At 60.8% G+C, this 18,756-nt stretch carries 18 protein-coding genes and 1 pseudogene; 2 read left to right on the forward strand and 17 right to left on the reverse strand.

Annotated features, from left to right (window positions below; translation table 11 throughout):
- The 17 genes and pseudogenes from Q0X21_RS08330 to Q0X21_RS08410 all read right to left on the reverse strand — a co-directional run.
- Positions 1–344, reverse strand: a pseudogene (locus tag Q0X21_RS08330) (ComEA family DNA-binding protein); the annotation flags it as partial.
- Between the two features lie 64 nt (positions 345–408).
- Positions 409–1,212, reverse strand: a complete 804-nt coding sequence (locus Q0X21_RS08335; RefSeq protein ID WP_297851442.1) for a DegV family protein — start codon at positions 1,210–1,212, stop codon at positions 409–411.
- Positions 1,212–1,853, reverse strand: coding sequence for a histidine phosphatase family protein (locus Q0X21_RS08340; RefSeq protein WP_297851443.1), 642 nt, complete (start codon positions 1,851–1,853; stop codon positions 1,212–1,214). Before Q0X21_RS08340 ends, Q0X21_RS08335 begins: the two co-directional genes overlap by 1 nt.
- 6 nt (positions 1,854–1,859) lie before the next feature.
- Positions 1,860–2,327, reverse strand: coding sequence for a ribosome silencing factor (gene rsfS, locus Q0X21_RS08345; protein ID WP_297851444.1), 468 nt, complete (start codon positions 2,325–2,327; stop codon positions 1,860–1,862).
- Between the two features lie 84 nt (positions 2,328–2,411).
- The gene (gene nadD, locus Q0X21_RS08350; RefSeq protein ID WP_297851445.1) at positions 2,412–3,062 is read right to left on the reverse strand and encodes a nicotinate-nucleotide adenylyltransferase; all 651 of its coding nucleotides are present in this window, start codon (positions 3,060–3,062) and stop codon (positions 2,412–2,414) included.
- Complete coding sequence (locus Q0X21_RS08355; RefSeq protein WP_297851446.1) at positions 3,059–3,430, reverse strand: hypothetical protein; 372 nt, start codon at positions 3,428–3,430, stop codon at positions 3,059–3,061. Before Q0X21_RS08355 ends, nadD begins: the two co-directional genes overlap by 4 nt.
- A gap of 120 nt (positions 3,431–3,550) precedes the next feature.
- Positions 3,551–4,822 carry a glutamate-5-semialdehyde dehydrogenase gene (locus Q0X21_RS08360; protein WP_297851447.1) on the reverse strand — a complete coding sequence of 424 codons (1,272 nt, stop codon included), beginning with the start codon at positions 4,820–4,822 and terminating at the stop codon, positions 3,551–3,553.
- An 18-nt stretch (positions 4,823–4,840) separates the two neighbouring features.
- Entirely contained in the window at positions 4,841–5,755 is a 915-nt protein-coding gene (locus Q0X21_RS08365) for a D-isomer specific 2-hydroxyacid dehydrogenase family protein (RefSeq protein ID WP_297851448.1), read from the reverse strand.
- A 3-nt stretch (positions 5,756–5,758) separates the two neighbouring features.
- Positions 5,759–6,874 carry a glutamate 5-kinase gene (gene proB, locus Q0X21_RS08370; protein ID WP_297851449.1) on the reverse strand — a complete coding sequence of 372 codons (1,116 nt, stop codon included), beginning with the start codon at positions 6,872–6,874 and terminating at the stop codon, positions 5,759–5,761.
- On the reverse strand, positions 6,874–8,388 hold the full coding sequence (gene obgE / locus Q0X21_RS08375; protein ID WP_297851450.1) for a GTPase ObgE: 1,515 nt from the start codon (positions 8,386–8,388) through the stop codon (positions 6,874–6,876). Before obgE ends, proB begins: the two co-directional genes overlap by 1 nt.
- A gap of 113 nt (positions 8,389–8,501) precedes the next feature.
- Entirely contained in the window at positions 8,502–8,846 is a 345-nt protein-coding gene (gene rpmA / locus Q0X21_RS08380) for a 50S ribosomal protein L27 (protein ID WP_297851451.1), read from the reverse strand.
- Between the two features lie 30 nt (positions 8,847–8,876).
- Complete coding sequence (rplU, locus tag Q0X21_RS08385) at positions 8,877–9,182, reverse strand: 50S ribosomal protein L21 (RefSeq protein ID WP_297851452.1); 306 nt, start codon at positions 9,180–9,182, stop codon at positions 8,877–8,879.
- A 216-nt stretch (positions 9,183–9,398) separates the two neighbouring features.
- Entirely contained in the window at positions 9,399–12,380 is a 2,982-nt protein-coding gene (locus Q0X21_RS08390; protein WP_297851453.1) for a translation initiation factor IF-2 N-terminal domain-containing protein, read from the reverse strand.
- A gap of 179 nt (positions 12,381–12,559) precedes the next feature.
- Entirely contained in the window at positions 12,560–13,147 is a 588-nt protein-coding gene (locus tag Q0X21_RS08395; RefSeq protein ID WP_297851454.1) for a TetR/AcrR family transcriptional regulator, read from the reverse strand.
- 128 nt (positions 13,148–13,275) lie between these two features.
- Positions 13,276–14,970, reverse strand: coding sequence for an alkaline phosphatase (locus tag Q0X21_RS08400; RefSeq protein WP_297851455.1), 1,695 nt, complete (start codon positions 14,968–14,970; stop codon positions 13,276–13,278).
- Between the two features lie 156 nt (positions 14,971–15,126).
- The gene (gene ndk / locus Q0X21_RS08405) at positions 15,127–15,537 is read right to left on the reverse strand and encodes a nucleoside-diphosphate kinase (RefSeq protein WP_087117669.1); all 411 of its coding nucleotides are present in this window, start codon (positions 15,535–15,537) and stop codon (positions 15,127–15,129) included.
- A 20-nt stretch (positions 15,538–15,557) separates the two neighbouring features.
- The gene (locus Q0X21_RS08410; RefSeq protein WP_297851456.1) at positions 15,558–15,881 is read right to left on the reverse strand and encodes a hypothetical protein; all 324 of its coding nucleotides are present in this window, start codon (positions 15,879–15,881) and stop codon (positions 15,558–15,560) included.
- 161 nt (positions 15,882–16,042) lie between these two features.
- On the opposite strand from Q0X21_RS08410, the gene Q0X21_RS08415 reads away from it, so the two are divergent.
- Both Q0X21_RS08415 and Q0X21_RS08420 read left to right on the forward strand, forming a co-directional pair.
- Positions 16,043–17,584, forward strand: a complete 1,542-nt coding sequence (locus tag Q0X21_RS08415) for an AMP-binding protein (RefSeq protein WP_297851457.1) — start codon at positions 16,043–16,045, stop codon at positions 17,582–17,584.
- A 181-nt stretch (positions 17,585–17,765) separates the two neighbouring features.
- On the forward strand, positions 17,766–18,756 hold a 991-nt coding region (locus Q0X21_RS08420; protein WP_297851458.1), incomplete at its 3' end, for an acyl-CoA dehydrogenase family protein.

Consider the following 18,756-nt stretch of genomic DNA (forward strand, 5'->3'; position numbering starts at 1 on the left):
AGGTTGAGGCTGAGCAGCTCAGCCTCCGGGAGTGGTTGGGCGTGATCGAGGGCGTCGGCGATGCGGGCGCCGTCGTCAAGCGTGACAAGGCCTGGGTGCGCAACGGCCCCCACGACCGAGACCACCACCGTGGCTGGCGCTGCTTCAGTGGCCTCCCACTGGGGCTCGGACTCATCGCTGCCGCGCGCGAAGAACCACGCGGCGATGAGTACAAAAACGACGCCCACGACGGCCGCAGCCTGCTTAGGCGCGATCTTGAGACGTGGTTCGGGGTATTCGACCGCCAAGAGGTCTTCTTCCCCTGTCGGGCGGGTGAGTTCGGCGAGACGCTGCGATACCTTCATGGCGCTCACGCTAAGACGCGCAGGCATTCACCCGCAGCCTCTCAAGTGCGGCGCTGTGGATAAATCAGCTAGCTGTGGAATTCTCCGTGCCGGTGTAGAACACCGACAGCGCGATCGCCCCTTCGCCGGTGTGTGCAGCCACGGCGGCGGTCAAAGGGAAAAGCTCAACGCTGGAGCCGTCAACCAGCTCTTCTTCAAGCATTTCAGCCAAGGTTTGGGCGCTGTCTTCGTCTTCGCTGTACTGGATCGCGGCGAAAACAGGGTTCCCGCTGGCGTGCTCGACAACGTGGTTGACCAGCTTCGTGAATGCCTTGGATTGTGTGCGTGTCTTGATCGCCAATTCCAGCTTTCCGTCGTTGACGCGCAGGATCGGCTTGGTGGCCAACAAAGCCGCAGACAGCATGGCAGTGGTCGCGGACAATCGTCCGGATTTGCGCATGTCGTCGAGTTGGCGCAGGTAAAGCCAGGTCTCCGACATGGCGAGGGTTGCTTCGGCTGCTGCCGCGCACCCGTCGAGGTTCGCACCCGCGCGTGCGAAAGAGGCCGCCACGATCGCGGCCGCGCCAACCGCCATGCCAGCGGAATCGGTGTCCACAACGCGCACGGCATCATCGAATACAGCCGACGCGCTCACGCCCGCTGACCACGTCGACGAGAGCCGTTTGGACAGGTGCAGCGCCACGATCCCATCGTCGCCGCCGCGTTCCAGCTGACGCGCATAAGCCGCGGCGAGCTCGAGAGAGCTCAGCCCGGAGGTGGACACTTCCTCATCTTCCATCACGTGCAGGTCCAGCACGGTGATGCCCAGTTCGTCGGCGAGGTCCGCCGGGATGCCCGAGGAAGAATCGGTGACGATGCGCACGCTCATCAGCTCACCGCCCCCTGGTTCCACGCTTCCAAGTACCACTGCGCGTCGTCCCAGGAGCCGTCGCCACCCAAGCGAGGGCGGGCGGAAAGCTGCGAAGTATGTGTGTTATTCAGCCCTTTGAGCAGCGGATACTGGGAATGTTCCAAGCCCAGCAGATTCGACGTCAACGCCGAAATCGTGCCACCGTGTGCAACCAACAGCACAGCAGAATCGTCCCAGTCCGCATCGCACATGAGCTTATCGACGACCGGCCGTGCCCTTTCCGCCACATCCAACCGCGACTCCCCCTCCGGCGGTGCCCACGCTGGATCATGGCGCCACGCGGCACGCGCACCAACGAAAGATTCGTCGACTTCCTGGTGCGTCAATCCCTGCCAGGCACCCAGGTGGGTCTCCCTCAGACGTGGATCGAGCTCGACATCGAGGCCGAGTTTCTCACCGATGATCTCCGCGGTGGTGCGGGCACGGCTCAAATCCGACGAAATGATCTTGGTGATTCCCATGCCGACCACCCAATTAGCGGCGGTGTGGGCCTGAGAAAGCCCTTCGCTGGATAGCTTGGTATCCAGCTGTCCCTGCATACGGCGACCAGCGTTATAGGTGGTCTGGCCGTGCCGCATCATGATCAAACGTCGGTTCATGGCGCTTTAGAAATCGTCGTTGCTTGGGCCTTCGCCGGCGAGCGGAAGATCCTCGATATTGTCCAGGGAGCGCACATCCGTCTCATCACCGAACTGCCCAGGACGAGCCGGTGGCTCCACGCCTTCGACCTCGATGAGCGGGCAGTCAGCGTACAGGCGGTCCAGGCCGTAGAACTCACGCTCAGCATCGCGCTGAACATGCACAACGAAGGTTCCGTAATCCAGCAGCACCCAGCGGAATTCGCGGTTACCTTCACGACGCTTCGGCTCCGCTCCCGCCTTCGTCAGCGCATCCTCGACCTCTTCGACAACAGCGGCCACTTGGCGCTCATTATCAGCAGAGATGACGACAAAGACATCAGTGATCGCCATGACGTCGGTGACATCAATGACGGCGATATCGCGCCCAAGCCTCTCATCAGCGGCTTTAGCAGCAATAATGGCCAGTTCGCGGGCAGTATCCGAAGCAGTCAAACGAGCAGATCCTTCTGTACTGGGAATGGAGCAGAGTGAACCAGTGCATTGTCCCATGACAGAGGGACAATATGCCAGTTGAGGCTAGGAGTACATCTCGTTCTTCGCGATGTACTGCACCACGCCATCCGGCACCAAGTACCACACCGGTCGCCCCTGCGATGCGCGCTCACGGCAGTCCGTGGACGAGATCGCCATCGCGGGAATCTTGATCAGGTGGGTCCGATCGCGGTGGACTTCGGGCAGCATGTCCTCGGTGAGTTCGTAGCCGGGGCGTGTCACACCGACAAATTCGGCGAGGTCGAACATCTTCTCCCAGTGATGCCACGACATGATCGAGGCCAGTGCATCGGCGCCGGTGATGAAGAACAACTCATCGTTCGGGTAGAGCTGCGCCATGTCTTTCAACGTGTCCACCGTGTAGGTGTCTCCCCCACGGTCAATGTCTACGCGAGAGACATGGAAGCGGGGGTTGGAGGCGGTGGCGATCACGGTCATCAAATAGCGATCTTCAGCGTCCGAGACATTGCGGTCTGCTTTTTGCCACGGTTGACCGGTAGGGACGAAAACTACTTCGTCCAGGTTGAATACGTCAGCGACTTCGCTAGCCGCGACGAGGTGGCCGTTGTGGATCGGATCAAATGTGCCGCCCATAATGCCGATGCGGCGTGGGGTCACGTGCGGTTCAGGAGGCGTTTCCGTGGGGAATGCCGCAGCGGCATCAGTTCGGGTCATGGGAGGAGATTCTGAATCGGCGGGTAGTACACCGTCAGCTTGCCCGTTGGGAAGAATTTCTTCCACAGGGTGATGAGACTAACGATCGTCAGGAACGTAGCCATCAGTGGAAAGAACCAGCTGGCCACGTAGCTCGACCGATTCTGTTGCTGTTCGATCTTGAACGAAGAGCCGGTTTTGCAGGTGCGTGAGGAGCCCTTTTCCTCGACCTTTTGGTATTTATCGTTGATCTTCACGTGCAACTCGCCGTTGAGACATACGGCGGAGGGCATATCCGGAGACGGTTCCTTCGCGTCCGCAACTGCGCCTGTAGACACAGTGCTTGCCAGTGCGATCGTTGCCGCTACAGCCATCGGTGCGAAACGCATACCCACTTCTTTCTCCGTTGAGGAAGCCTGTGAACAGGCAATTTACGACTCTTCAGAGCCTCTACCCACTTATCTTCACGGTTATCTTAACGTACTTGCCTTAACAACCAAGAGGGGGATTTAATCCCTCGTCTGTCCTGTTCCTTCCAGAATCCACTTCGTGCTGGTCAGCTCCGGCAGAGCCATCGGGCCACGTGCGTGAAGTTTCTGTGTGGAGATCCCGATCTCCGCACCCATGCCATACTGTTCGCCGTCCGTGAACGCGGTCGAAGCATTGATCATCACCGCGGCGGCGTCGACCTCGGCGGCGAATTTCTGGCACGTGTACGCATTCAGTGAGGCGATCGCTTCAGTGTGCCCGGAGGTGTAACGCGCGATGTGCGCGATCGCACCGTCCACGCCGTCGACGATCTGCACGGCGATGTCCATGGACAAATATTCGTCGGACCAGTCCTCTTCGGTTGCGGCAATGACATCTTCCGCACCCAAAGCAGCAAGCTTATCGACGTCCCCATGCACCCTCACCCCATTTTCCTGCAGCTCGGTGATGATGCGGAGTTGGTCTTCGGGGTTAAGGGCGGCGTCGATAAGCGCTGTTTCAGTCGCGTTGCACACCGAGCAGCGACGTGTCTTGCCGTTGAGCAACATGGCGATGGCTTGGTCGAGGTCCGCGTCGACGTCGATGTAGAAGTGGCAATTGCCCGTGCCCGTCTCGATGGCCGGCACAGTGGCACCGGTGACGACCGTGTCGATGAGGCGAGCGGAACCGCGCGGAATAACAACGTCGACGAGACCGCGCGCGGTGATCAAATCCTTCACCGAATCGTGGCTGTCGCAAGGCAACAACTGGACGATCTCGCGTGGCAGGTCGTGGTTCGCCGCGACGTCCTGGAGGATCTCTACGAGTGCCTGGTTCGAATGACGTGCCGATTTCGAACCGCGCAACAGCGCCACGTTGCCCGATTTGAGCGCGAGGCCGAACGCGTCGACCGTGACATTCGGGCGCGCCTCGTAGACCATTCCCATCACACCGAGCGGGACGCGGACCTGCTTCATCGCGATGCCATTTGGCATCAGCCCACCACGCAGCACCTCCCCGACGGGGTCCTTCAGCGACGCGACTTGGCACAGTCCGCCCGCGATGTCTTCGATGCGCGCGGCGTCGAGCGCGAGCCGGTCGATGAGCGATTCGCTCAATCCGTTCGCTTTTCCGTCCTCGATGTCTTTCTGGTTCGCGACGAGAATCTCTTCTGTCCGCGCAATGAGCTCATCGGCGGCGGCAAGCAGCACCGCGTCCTTTACTGGCGTTGAAAGCGTGGCCAGGATGGGCGCTACCTGTTTCGCGGCGCGCGCTTTGGACAGGACCTCTTCACGGGCAGTTGTCTCGCTCATGGAGGTCGATCCTAGCGTTTAGTACCCCTGCTCCACGTCAACTTCGGTGGGCATCTGTTCGCCACGCTGGAGTGCTTCCCAATTTTCGAGAATCTGCTTGCCAATCCGTTCCTCACCGAATCGCTGTGTACTGGCGACATGCGGGGTGATCAGGCAGCGGTTTTCCAGCCAAAGCGCATGGTCGGCAGGCAGCGGCTCTGGGTCAGTGACATCCAGAGCTGCACCGGCGATCGTGCCGTCACGCAGAGCTGCAACGAGGTCGTCGGTGACCACGAGCGGTCCGCGTCCCACGTTGACTAGTACTGCGGTCTGCTTCATCTTGTGCAATACGTCAGCATTGACCATGCCACGGGTCGCAGCGGTGAGTGGGGTGAGCAGAACCACCACATCGGCACGACCCCACACGTCTTCGGCTTCGTGCATCGGAATGGTTTCACCGGCACCCTCGACCGGACGACCGGAACGATTCACGGCGATGATCTCTGTCTGGAACGGGGCGAGGAATTCGATCAGCTTCTTACCGATCCCGCCCGCACCGATGATCGCCACTGTCATGTCCTCAAAGAGGTACCGGGTTTCTTCGTGCATCGACTGTGTCGTCGAGCCATCCGGGGTGACGCGCTTAAATTGGTGCAATGCCGCGAGCATTAGCGCAAGGGTGGTCTCAGCGACCGGTGCATCGTACAGTCCGGCAGCATTCGCCCAACGAATGCCGGAGCTCTTCAGAATCCCTGCGCTATCGAGCGCATCAATTCCCGCCCAGGCGAACTGCGCGAATTGGATGCTGTCCGGCAGCTGCTCCGGAAATTGCTCAGCACCGCCGTGGTAGATAAGCACATCAGGGTTCTCATCCAGCGCGACGTGTTGGTGACCCTGGCCTTCAAGTTCGTCGACTGTGCGGGACCAGGGTTCAGGCAAAATCGTGAACTTCATGCCCTACAGCCTAGAGGCGTAATTGGACAGGTAGTCCGCGTGCACCACCGAGCGGCGCTGATCTTCCGGTAATTCGGCGGTGTGTTTGCCAAGCATGCCGGTGAGCTGGGTGGCGTCATAGCCAACCACGCCACGGCCGATCGCGGCGCCATCGGGGCCGAGGATCTCCACGATGTCGCCTGCATGGAAATCGCCTTCCACACCGGTAATGCCCACGGCGAGCAAGCTCGTGCCGCCGCGGGTGACGGCTTTGACTGCGCCTTCATCAAGACGCAGAACACCTTCCGCATCAGCGGCGTAGAGCACCCAGAATTTCCAGGCCGACAAACGCGATTCGGGGCGGGTATGGAAGACGGTGCCCACCGCGGCGTCGCCGAGCGCGTCTTCGATTTTCTCGGCAGAGGTGAGCAGCACGGGCACGCCACCACGGGTGGCTAAGCGCGCAGCGGAGACCTTCGAGGCCATTCCGCCAGTGCCGAAAACGCCACCATCGCCCGCGACGATGCCTTCCAGGTCCTTGCCGGAATGCACCTCGGAAACGAAGGTCGCGCCAGGATCTGAGGGATTACGGTCGTAGAGGCCATCCACGTCCGAGAGCAAGACAAGAGCATCAGCCGAGGTCAGCGTAGCCACGATCGCGGAAAGGCGGTCGTTGTCGCCGAAGCGCATCTCCGATGTTGCCACGGTGTCATTCTCATTCACGATCGGCACCGCGCCCATCTGTCGCAGCCGATCAATCGTGCGCTGTGCATTGCGGGCACGCTCACGCACGCCAGCATCAGACTGTGTGAGCAGCACCTGCCCGATCGTGCGCCCATATCGCGCAAAAGACTGACCCCAGGACTGCGCCAAGTGGATCTGCCCCACCGACGCCGCAGCCTGCTTCGTCGCCAGGTCCTGCGGTCGCGTCGATAGCCCCAGTGGGGTCATGCCCGCGGCGATAGCGCCGGATGACACCACGATCACATCGCAGCCACGGGCAATCCGGGCTTCGATCGCGTCGACGATGCGGTCGATTTTGGCTTGGGAGACAGCGGACGTGTCGTCGACAAGCGAGCTCGTACCAAGCTTGACGACGATCTTCCGCGCCCCCGCGATTTCTTCCCGCAGCGCTGCCATTAGCCCTGCCACCGTTCGCGGTCGGCTTCTTCGCGGGAAAGGAGGTCGTCGCCGTAATCGTATTCGTCGATAAGTCCGCGACGTACCTGCGATGCGCGCTTGCGTTCCGCGGCGGACATGCGGTCGGTGCCGCCCAGGCGTGCGTCTTGGCCGCGGCCAGCCAAGGTCGGATCGCCGCCGATCGACGGCTCCCAATCGAACGAGATCTCACCGATAGTGACCGTGTCGCCCTCGTGCGCGCCAATCTTGCGCAGCTGATCTTCCACGCCCGCCTTATTCAGGCGGTCCGACAAGTAGCCGACTGCCTCGTCGTTCTCGAAGTCGGTCTGACGGATCCAACGCTCGGCCTTCTCGCCGGTGACCAACCAACCGCCCGGGTACATCGGATCGGGAATGACCTCGATGCCATCGTTGCGGTCCACTGCCTTCGGACGAATGATCTGGTGCTTCGCAGCTTCCTGCTTGACCTTCGGCTGGGCCTTGCGCGCGGCTTGGACGACCTCCCACAGCGCCCACTTCAGCTCATCGAGCCCTTCGCGGGTCGCGGTAGAGATCATGTAGATCGGCCAGTCGAATGCCTCCGCGAGGTCATCACGCAGGAATTCAGCGAGCTCCTTCGCTTCCGGGACATCAACCTTATTCAGCACGATGATGCGCGGACGCTCACGCAGATCACCCAAACCTGAGTCGTGGTCCAGTTGGTCGGCATAAGAGTCGAGCTCGGCCTCGAGCGCCTCAATATCCGACTGCGGGTCGCGCCCAGGTTCCATCGTCGCGGTATCCACGATGTGAGCAAGCACGGCCGTGCGCTCAATGTGGCGCAAAAAGTCCAAGCCCAAACCCTTGCCCTGGCTCGCCCCTGGGATCAGGCCCGGGACATCAGCGATGGTGAAAGCATCGTTGCCCAGGTCCACCACGCCGAGATTCGGCTGCAGTGTGGTGAACGGGTAGTCCGCGATCTTGGGCTTCGCAGCAGACAGCACGGAAATCAACGAGGACTTGCCCGCCGATGGGAAGCCCACGAGGCCAACATCCGCCATGGATTTCAGCTCAAGAATCAGATCGTGCGCCTGACCTGGCTCACCCTTCAGTGCGAAACCGGGAGCCTTGCGCTTCGCCGTAGCCAGAGCAGCATTGCCCAGACCGCCGTAGCCGCCCTCGGCAGCGACGAAGCGCGTGCCTGGCACAACAAGGTCAGCAAGGATATTGCCCTTCTCATCACGCACGACCGTGCCCACCGGAACCGGCAGTACGAGATCCTCACCGCGGGCACCATTGCGATTATCGCCCTCACCATTGCCGCCACGCTTCGCCTTGATATGCGGGCGGTACTGGAAATCCAGCAAAGTGTGCACCTGGGGGGACACCTCCAAAATGATGTCCCCACCATGGCCACCGTTACCGCCATCAGGTCCGCCGAGTGGCTTGAATTTTTCGCGGTGCACGGACACGCAACCGTGGCCGCCGTCGCCGGCTTGCAGGTGCAAAACTGCCTTGTCAACGAACTGTGCCATGGAGAGTGCCTGCCTTTCTAGGGTCTGGGGGAAGCCTACCGGACGTCGATAAGCAAACGCGCCGTTGAACCCGAAAGTGGGCTCACGGCGCGTTCGATGAAGTTTGCGCGAAGTTACGCGGTAGCGGACTTCTCCTCGACGACAGAGTCGTCGACCAAGCCAGCCTCATTAGCGGCCTCGAGGACCTCAGAGGAAACGCCCTCTGCGTCTGCCGGAATGATGTTGACGATGCGGCGCTTCTTCTTGATGCCGAACTGGACAGAGCCAGCTGCGAGAGCGAACAGCGTATCGTCGCCGCCACGGCCGACATTGTCGCCCGGGTGGAATTTCGTGCCGCGCTGACGGACGAGGATCTCGCCTGCCTTGACCTGCTGGCCGCCGAAGCGCTTCACGCCGAGGCGCTTGGACTCGGAGTCGCGGCCGTTCGAGGAGCTCGATGCACCCTTCTTGGTTGCCATTGTGGTTGCCTCCTAAGTGGACGTCTCGGTTTACTTGATACCGGTGATCTTCACGGTGGTGAAGGGCTGACGGTGGCCCTGACGCACCTTGTAACCAGTCTTGTTCTTGTACTTCAGGATGTCGACCTTCTTGCCCTTGCCGTGATCAACGATCTCTGCGGAGACGTTGACCTTAGCCAGGTCGTCAGCCTTGGAAGTGACCTTTGCGCCGTCGACGAGGAGAACTGGGGTGAGCGCCACAGAATCGCCAGCTTCACCCTCGATCTTCTCGACCCGAACGAGGTCGCCTTCGGCAACCTTGTACTGCTTGCCGCCGGTCTTGACGATCGCGTACATAGCGGGTTACCCCTTTCTTCAACTCGTAACGGCGCCGGCATGCTACGACACCGATAACCATCGGATACTTCTTTTAAGCGTTTCGGGGGTTGACGTTCATTTCACGTCGCCACCTCGCGTGCATGCGTGATTGCAAAAGGTGCGCCCCAAAACAGCGACTGTCAAAGACTACACCGCCCGCCAGCTAAAAACCAAACTGCTGGCGGGCAGCGTCAGCTAGCCAGACTTCCGCGTCGCGCGACGACGCCCACGAGAGCTTTTGCTTGTCGACGTCGCCTTCGCCTCCTGCTGAGTGCGCTGTCGGCTGGCCTGCTGGCCCGTCTTCTGGCCCGTCTTCTGGCCTGCCTGCTGGCTGCGCTGCGACATGGTGCGGCGCGTTGCACGACGACGGCGGCGTCCGCCACTGCGTGTGGTGGAGGAAGTGGACGTCTTCGTTGCCTTCGCCGACTCGCCCCCGCCAACTGGCGCCGCCGATTCTGCCAGTGCTAGTGCATCGTTTGCTTCACTGATGACATCCTCGGTGGACATGTCCTCGAAGTGCTTCGGGTCCGGGCGGTGATCCGACTTCGAGTTCCCACGCGTCTTCCGCTTACGGCGGGGCGAGTTCTCAAATTCCGCAACAGCTTCCTCATAAGTCTGCTTCGGCTGCTCGCGTTCCGCATCCTTCCGGTCGCGCTCATCGCGCGGCTTGTCCTGCTGCTGATGCTGCGACTCACGCTGCTGTTCGCGTCCCTTGCCGCGGCCGCCGCCACGGCGACCACGGCGACGCGAAGAGCTGCGCTTCGGCTTGTCAGTCTCCTGAGCATCAGCCTCGTCGGAGGAATGGTCGTTGCCGGCCACAACGGCGTCGATAAGCTCTTCTGTGCTCTTCGCGTCGTTGTCCTGCTTGCCGCGCTTTTCCATCGCCTTCGCAGCCGGGTGGTTGCTGGGCTTGCGAGTATTGGAACGGTGCGTCGGGTGGGTCGAATCAGGGTCGACCGGATCATCGGTAAGGATGATGCCGCGACCATCACAGTGCTCGCACTTGGTGGAGAACGTCTCCACGAGCCCAGTACCCAGGCGCTTGCGGGTGAGCTGGACAAGACCCAGCGAGGTGACCTCAGAGACCTGGTGGCGCGTGCGGTCGCGCCCAAGCGCTTCCTTGAGGCGACGCAGCACCAGCTCCTGGTTTTCGGGGAGGATCATGTCGATGAAATCGATGATGATCATGCCGCCGATATCGCGCAGACGCAGCTGACGAACGATTTCTTCCGCGGCTTCGAGGTTATTGCTGGTCACCGTCTCCTCGAGCGAGCCGCCCGAGCCGGTGAACTTGCCGGTGTTCACATCAACGACGGTCATTGCCTCAGTACGGTCGATCACGAGCGTACCGCCCGACGGCAGCCACACCGTGCGCGAGAGAGCCTTCTGGATCTGTTCATCGACGCGGTACACATCGAATGCGTCGCGGCCGTCGTGGGCGCCACGGTCAAATTTCTCCACCCGGTCCACAAGATCCGGTGCGACCGATTGCACGTAGCTGTGCACGACATTCCACGACTTCTTGCCATCCACGACGAGCGAGTCAAAGTCCTCGTTGAACAGATCCCGGACGACCTTCACCAGCAGGCGCGGCTCTTCGTAGAGCGTGACAGGCTTCGCACCCTTCGACGCCTTTTCCTGCTCCGCTTCCTCCTGGATGGCTTCCCACTGGGCATGCAGACGATTCACGTCAGCAGCAATGGCCTCTTCCGGTGCCCCCTCAGCGGCGGTGCGGATGATCGTGCCGCCCTTGCCAGGCACGACACGGCCCAAAATATCCTTCAGACGCTTGCGCTCCGGTGCCGGTAGCTTTCGGGAAATGCCCGCGCTGCGTCCACCCGGAACATAAACAAGGAAACGACCAGCCAGCGAAATCTGGGTGGACAGGCGCGCACCCTTGTGACCCACCGGATCCTTGGTCACCTGCACCAAGACCTGGTCGCCGGACTTCAGCGCCTGCTCAATGCGACGGGAACGGCCACCCAGACCTGCTGCCTTCCAGTCCACCTCGCCGGCATAGAGCACGCCATTGCGCCCCTGCCCGATATCGATGAAGGCAGCTTCCATGCTCGGAAGCACATTCTGCACACGACCAAGGTAGATATTGCCGATCATCGACGCGTTCTCATCCGAGTCGACGAAATGCTCCACCAGCAGACCATCTTCGAGGACACCGACCTGGGTGATGTTGCCGGGGCCGTCGTGACGCTTGCGCTCGCGCACGACCATCGTGCGCTCCACCGACTCGCGGCGCGCCAAGAATTCCGCCTGAGAGACCACGCGGGAACGCTTGCGCTCCTCCTGACGACGCTCCGTCCTCCGACGCCTCTGCGCCTCCAGACGCGACGATCCCTTGATCGCCTTCGGCTCCTGGATCAGCTCCTGCTCGGGCTCTTGATCCTTTTCCGAACGGTCTGGCTTGGCCTCGCTGCCCTTGTTATTCCTGTCTTGTGCAGTGCTGCGGGACTCCTTGGCGGCGGAGCTGGTGCGGCTGGCGCGACGTCGAGAAGCACGCGGTGCTTTGAACACCGGGGTGTACATCTCCGCAGCGTCCTCTGCCTCCTCAGCTTCAGCCGGAACCGGTGTCACGGCTGGCTCAACATCGGTGAGGAGCTCTGCCTCGACCTTTTCTTCGATCTGATTAATCTCGTTCTCAACATCCTTGCGGACGCGGTGACGGATCTTCTCATCAGCTTCCGTATCCGGCGCCTCGGCGGGCTGCGCCTGCTCGGCGTTATCCACACTGTCCTTCGCCGGCGCTTCCGCCGTACCCTCCAGCGCATCGAGCACCTGCTCGACTTCAGTCTTGCTCAACGACGACTGCGCAACCTTGACCAAACCCAAGTCATTGAGCTTGATCACCAGTTCCTTCGAAGTAATGCCCAAAGCCTTCGCCAACACGAAAACGCGGGTCTTCTCCCCGAATTGGGAGCGGTCGAATTGCGGCTTCGCAGCAGCCTCCTGTGTCGCCTTCGGCGCGGTCTTTTTCGCAGCCTTCTTCGCGGTCTTCTTGGCGGTTGTCTTTGCCGCCTTCTTCGCGGACTTCTTAACTGTCTTTTTCGCCGTCTTCTTTGCGGCCTTCTTCACCGCCTTCTTCGCGGTCGTCGCGGTTTTCTTCGCGGTGCTGGTGGCCCGGCGCTTGCGCGGGGTGGTCGTTGTTTCGTCGCTATCAGCCACGGAAATCTCCTATTGAATTGCCACGCACGTTTAATCCACCGGGCGCTGGTGGACCTTGCCACCGCCGCCGCACAGCGGAAAAATAACTCTTTATTGCGCGGAAGAATTATGAAAGCTTCTTAAGCGTCCGCGCCCCACCTTCGGGACCGAATGCTTCGCGCCCCATTGTGGCACAGCTTTCACGCAGAGGGGTGGCGCAGGGCCGACCCTTCATTCAAAATCGTTTCAGTCTCATCAACCAGCGCGCCCGGAGCATTGCCGCGCATCATCACGCACACCGCCGCACCAATGACGGAACGCACCACTTGCTTCCCATCAAGCGCGCTAAACGATGCCGCATCCAACACCGCCTGCACCGACTCAATCACCCCGCGCCAGTGTTCTTCCAATTCAGTAAGCAATTCCGGGCTCTCATGCTGTGCATCCACCGTCGCAGTGACCAGGCCATTCATGTGCACAATGTCGCCACCAGCAATCACGCGCACAACAATTTCCGCAAGCGGACCCGCATCAGACGCAACGCCTTCTGCCAATTGCTTATCGACGAATCCCCTCCGCCGCCCCGCAATATCTTCAAAGCAGGTAGCCAAAAGCCGTTCCCGATTGGAGTAGTAATACCCGATCGACCCGACCGGCACGCCAGCGCGTGCAGCGACATTTCGATGAGTGACTCCCCGAAGTCCCTCGCTGTACAGCAATTCCGTGGCTGCTTTCAGGATCGCGCGACGCTTCGCCACTGCCCGCGACTGCTCAGCGCGTGGTGCCACCTGGCGCCACCCCTCTCGAAACATCAAATCAACATAAACTTATGTATCGAGAGGGAATGTATACGCCTTATCGCAGAATTACGAACTGGTACATCTGCACAAGACCCAGGTGAGGACCCTTCTGGGTTTTAATCCTGGAAGCCCTGCCCCGGCACCCACGTACGCGACACCGCAAGACGAGCCGACGCGCCCGGATCCTCGACATCAGAAACCCGGTAGAAATCCATCACGACCTTATCCTTGGACACCCGCGCGATGCCGTAGCCGTGGGAATCGAAGTCCACGTGATTCACCCACGGATTCGCCGAGTACATCACGCCCTCCACCAGGTGGGTGATGCGGTTATCTTCCGGGGTGTACGTCTTGGTAAATCCGGTGACGATCTCATCCACATTCGGCGCCGAAATCGACGCACAGACCATCTCCGCACCGATCTCTTTCCCATTGTGCTGCACCGAATGAGCCCACTCAGAGTGAATGTCACCGGTAAGGAAGAGGGTGTGCGGGGTGGTGGCAGACAGGACGTCGAAAAGCCGTGCGCGCTCGGCGCCGTAGCCATCCCACTGGTCGGTGTTCACGGCGATCCCCGCGGACTGCGTGAACTCGTCCAGCGCCTGGTTCGCAGTGCGGTTGTCCTGGCTGGTCGGCGGCAAATGACCGATCTCCATCGGCGACACCATCACAGAATTGCCCAGCACATTCCACGCGGTGGTCGCGGTCTCAACCTCACCCTTGACCCAGTTGAACTGCTCCGAACCGAGCATGCTGCGATCCGGATTATCCTTGTCGCGGCTGATCATCTTGACCTGCTCGTCGCGGTATGTGCGCAGATCCATCATCGTGAGCTTCAACAGGTTGCCGAACTGGTAGCTGCGATAAATGTGCCCGCCTTCCGACGGGCGCACCGCACGCACCGGCAACCACTCGTAATACGCTTGGTGCGCGACAGATTCACGCTGCTTCCAGGAGCCTTCCTCGCCCTCGGTGTGGTTCTCGGCGCCGCCCTTCCATGAGTCGTTCGCCGACTCGTGGTCATCCCACACAACCACCCACGGTGCAGCTGCGTGCGCCGCCTGCAGGTGCGCATCAGTGCGGTAGCGGCCGTAACGAGTACGGTAATCCTGCAGCGTGACAATCTCATGCGCCGGGTGGTGCGGACGCGAAACACCACTCTTGCCTGCGTATTCGCCGGTCGGGTACTCGTAGATGTAGTCGCCGAGGAAGACGACCAGATCGATCTCGCCTGCTGCCGCACGCTCCGCCATGTCCCGGTACGCCGTGAAATAGCCACACTCGTAGTTCGCGCAAGACGCAACGACAAGCTTGTATTCATCCACATCCGCCGTGTACGCCGGCGCAGTGTGCGTCGCACCCACCGGCGAAACATTGTCGTCCCAGCGGAACCTGTAGAAATAATCCGTCGCAGGCAACAGACCGCGCGGATCCACCTTCACCGTGTGGTCCGTCGCCGCGGTGACGCGCTCGGTGCCACTACGCACGATCTGCTTGAACTCACGATCGGTGGCAACCTCCCACTCCACGTCCACATCCTGGCCCACGCCAGAGCCCGGCATCGCCTCCGGCGACACGGTGACACGCGTCCAAATGATCACCGAATCCGGCGTCGGATCACCCGAGGCCACACCATGCATGAACGCTGCATAAGGAGCAGGTTTCGGAGCCTGAGGCAAGCGTGCCGACGACAACGCCCGCGACGACGACAACTGCGCATTAGCCGGAGCAGCACCAGCCACAGCAGCGCCAGCGGCAGCAGCGGCCGAACCGGCAAGGAAACGACGACGAGGAAGATTCTTTTCAGTCATGGACCATACGATCAGCGCTCACCCAAAGGCCTGCAACCGGAATCAGGGGCCTACAACGTTTGTTTGGAATCAATTCATGGGGCGTTCATTTTTCGGGGGCACAAACAGGCATGAAAAAAGCCCGCGCACGTAGCGCGGGCTAGAAACGAAAACGACTTACAGGTTCGGGAACCAGATAGCGATCTCGCGCTCAGCGGACTCCGGCGAATCGGAACCGTGAACAACATTCTCACCGACCGTCAGAGCGAAATCGCCACGGATCGTGCCCGGGGTGGCCTTCTCCACCGGGTGGGTGCCACCAGCTAGCTGACGCCAAGCAGCAATCGCAGACTCACCCTCAACAATGCCCGCGACCAGCGGAGCAGAGGTGATGAAGTCCACGAGCTCACCAAAGAACGGCTTGTCCTTGTGCTCTGCGTAGTGCTTCTCAGCGGTCTCACGATCTGCGGTGCGCAGATCCATCTCGACGAGCTTCAGGCCCTTGCGCTCGATACGGGAGATGATCTCTCCAACATGGCCATTAGCAACACCGTCAGGCTTGATCAGAATCAGAGTGCGTTCAGTCATGGCCTCAACTCTACCGCCTGCTAATCAATGTCGCGCACAACAGCTGCCGCCTCGTCGTAGCTCGTATTCCGGAACCACAACTGCACCTGGCGAATCGCAGAATCCTCGCGCCCCTCCCCCTTCAGACGGGAGACGGTGTCGCGCTGTTCGTCGTCGAGCTCGATCGGCGCGCTCTCCCGGGCACTGTACGCGCGGTAGCGGTACTTGTCGCGCAGCCCGATGAACAGGAACACGCCTGCAGCCACCAACAGCAGCAACGCCACCCAACGCGGAAGGGAAGTGAACGCGAGGACAATCGCGGCCAACGATAAGGCCGCGACGAGGGCAAGAGAACCAGCTTTCATGGCCGCAAGGGTACCTGGACGTGAGCAAACACCGCCAGATGAAATTTATTTCGTTTTTCCATGCAAAGTACTGAGGCGCGCATCACAATAGTGAATAGGTTTTGCCTAGCTAACTTTCATGGCAGGACGTGACATACCGCGAACGCGAAAGGAGACGCGCCATGACGGCCACCTTGACCTCCCCCACCACCATCTTCTCCAGCCCGTACCCCGACCTCGAGCTCTTCGGCGGCACGGTCTACGAGCAAATCTTCAACGACCTCACCCCCGCCGACGCCGCGCGCCCCGCAATCACGGAGCTGACCACTGGAAAATCCATCACCTACGGCGAGCTCAAGGACAAGGCCGACGCGATCGCCGGTTACCTGGCGCAGCGCGGCATCGGGCCCGGCAGCGTCGTGTCGTTGCAGATCCCAAACTCGATCAACTTCGCGGTAGCGCTCTTCGGCATCTTTCGTGCCGGCGCGACAGTGAACCCAATCGGTGTTCTGATGAATGACGACGACGTGGAGAAGATCTCCGAGATGGCCGGCGCAGACTTCTTCATCGGCATTTCCGACGTCGGGCACGACAAGCATGTGTGGGACTATGAGCTGGAGGGGATCGTCGATAAGCAATTGCCCGCACCTGACGTGCGCATCGACGGCAGCGCACTTGCCTCCGTCCCCTTCTCCTCTGGAACAACCGGCATGCCCAAGGGCGTCATGCTGAGCCACAGCAACCTCACCTCAAATGTGCTGCAAGCGCGCTACGTGCTAGACAAAAACGGCATCGGGCCACACACGAAAACCCTTTCCCCCCTGCCGTTTTCACATATCTACGGCATGTCCGCGCTCATGCTCACCCCAATGCTGCAGCGTTCCCATATCTATACGATGCCGAAATTCGACCTCGAGGTTTTCCTCAACGCGCACGGCGAGCACGACATCGAAATGACCTTCATCGCGCCACCGATGGCCGTCGCCCTGGCCAAGCACCCCGCAGTCACACCAGAAGCATTCGCCGCGAACCGCCTCATGTTCTCCGGCGCAGCGCCACTCGACGAAGAAGTTGCGCGTGCCGTCGAACGCCGCCTCAGCACCGACTGCGTGCAAGGCTACGGCATGACTGAGACATCTCCCGCCGTGAATATCGGCATCAAAGGCGAGAACAACCCTGGCTCCATCGGACTGCCCGTTCCAAACACCGAATGCCGCATCGTGGACATCGACACCCTTCAGGATGTACCCCACGGCGAAACCGGCGAACTGCTTGTGCGTGGCCCGCAGGTGATGCAGGGCTACCTCAACAATGAAGAAGCCACCAACGAGACCTTCATTGAGGGCGGCTGGCTACGCACCGGCGACGTGGCACGAGTCGACGAAGACGGCTTCTTCTACATCGTCGACCGCGCGAAAGAAGTCATCAAATACAAGGGCTACCAAGTCGCCCCCGCCGAGCTCGAAGCCTTGCTGCTCACCCACGAAGCAATTGCCGACGTTGGCGTGGTCGGCGTCGACCGCGACGGGCTTGAGATTCCGCGCGCATTCGTCGTCCTCCAACAGGGAGCCGAGCTGACCGAGGACGAACTCATGGACTGGGTTGCCGAGCGCGTCACCCCCTATAAGAAGGTGCGCGCCGTGACCTTCCTCGACGAAATTCCGAAAAATCCGACAGGGAAGATTCTGCGCAAAGACCTGCGCCTTATCCCCCTAAGCGCGTAGCCACACCCCCTTCTTGGGCCGAGGGAAATAGTTCGTGGCATTAGGTGCGAGATTCCCCACAAAAATCGCCGCGAATTCGTTTGTAAACACCTGCGACTTAAGTCACAATTAAAGGCGTTATGGTTTTGCTCCACATTTCACGGGGCGGAACCTTCCCCCGGAACCCAAGAAAGAGGGAATCATGGCTGAAAACCCAGTTCACGATCTGCTGGACCCGAAGACCGACTACTACCAGGTATTCGCCGACATCGAAGGCGAGGACTTGGAGTGGTGGAAGAAGGCCCGCGAATTCGGCGAATTCGCCCGCCCCTACATCAACGAGGGTTGGGAAAAGGCCGAGTACCAGATCCCTGTCGTCGCTGAAGCCGGCAAGCGTGGCTTGTTCCGCGACGCCATCGAGATCGAGGGCGAGCCACACATGTCCGTGCGCGCTGCACGCCTGATGGCTTTCGAATTCGCGCGTGTCGACGCATCCTTGGGCACCGCATTCGGCGTCCAGGCTGGCCTGGCAATGCAGTCCATCGCTATGTGCGGCTCTGAAGAGCAGAAGGCCAAGTACCTCAAGCCGATGTGCCACCTGGAAATCCGTGGCGCATTCGCACTGACCGAGCCGGACCACGGCTCTGATTCCATCGCTCTGGAGACCACCGCTGAGAAGGATGGCGACGAGTGGGTCATCAACGGCGAGAAGAAGTGGATCGGCCACGGCTCTGTCGGCCACATCGCTATCGTCTGGGCACGCGATACCGCTGACGGCCAGGTCAAGGGCTTCATCGTTGACCAGGACCAGGAGGGCTACGAGGCGGAAACGATCGTCGGCAAGGCATCCCTGCGTGGCATCCCGCAGGCGCACATCAAGCTGAACAACGTGCGCGTTTCCGACGACCGCCGCCTGCCCGGCGCGAACTCCTTCCGCGACTGCGCGAAGGTCCTCGCCGGCACCCGCGTCTCTGTCGCGTGGGCATCCCTGGGCCTGGCAACTGACTGCTACGAGAAGGCGCTTGATTACGCACAGCGCCGTGTCCAGTTCGGCCGTCCGTTGGTGAAGAACCAAATCATCCAGCAGCGTCTCGCTGACATGCTGCAGGACCTGACCTCTATCTTCCTGTACTGCCGCCGCCTCCTCGAGCTCGAGGAGTCCGGCCAGCTCACCGAGCAGCAGGCAGCCCTGG

Source organism: uncultured Corynebacterium sp. (assembly GCF_947253065.1).
Lineage (GTDB): Bacteria > Actinomycetota > Actinomycetes > Mycobacteriales > Mycobacteriaceae > Corynebacterium.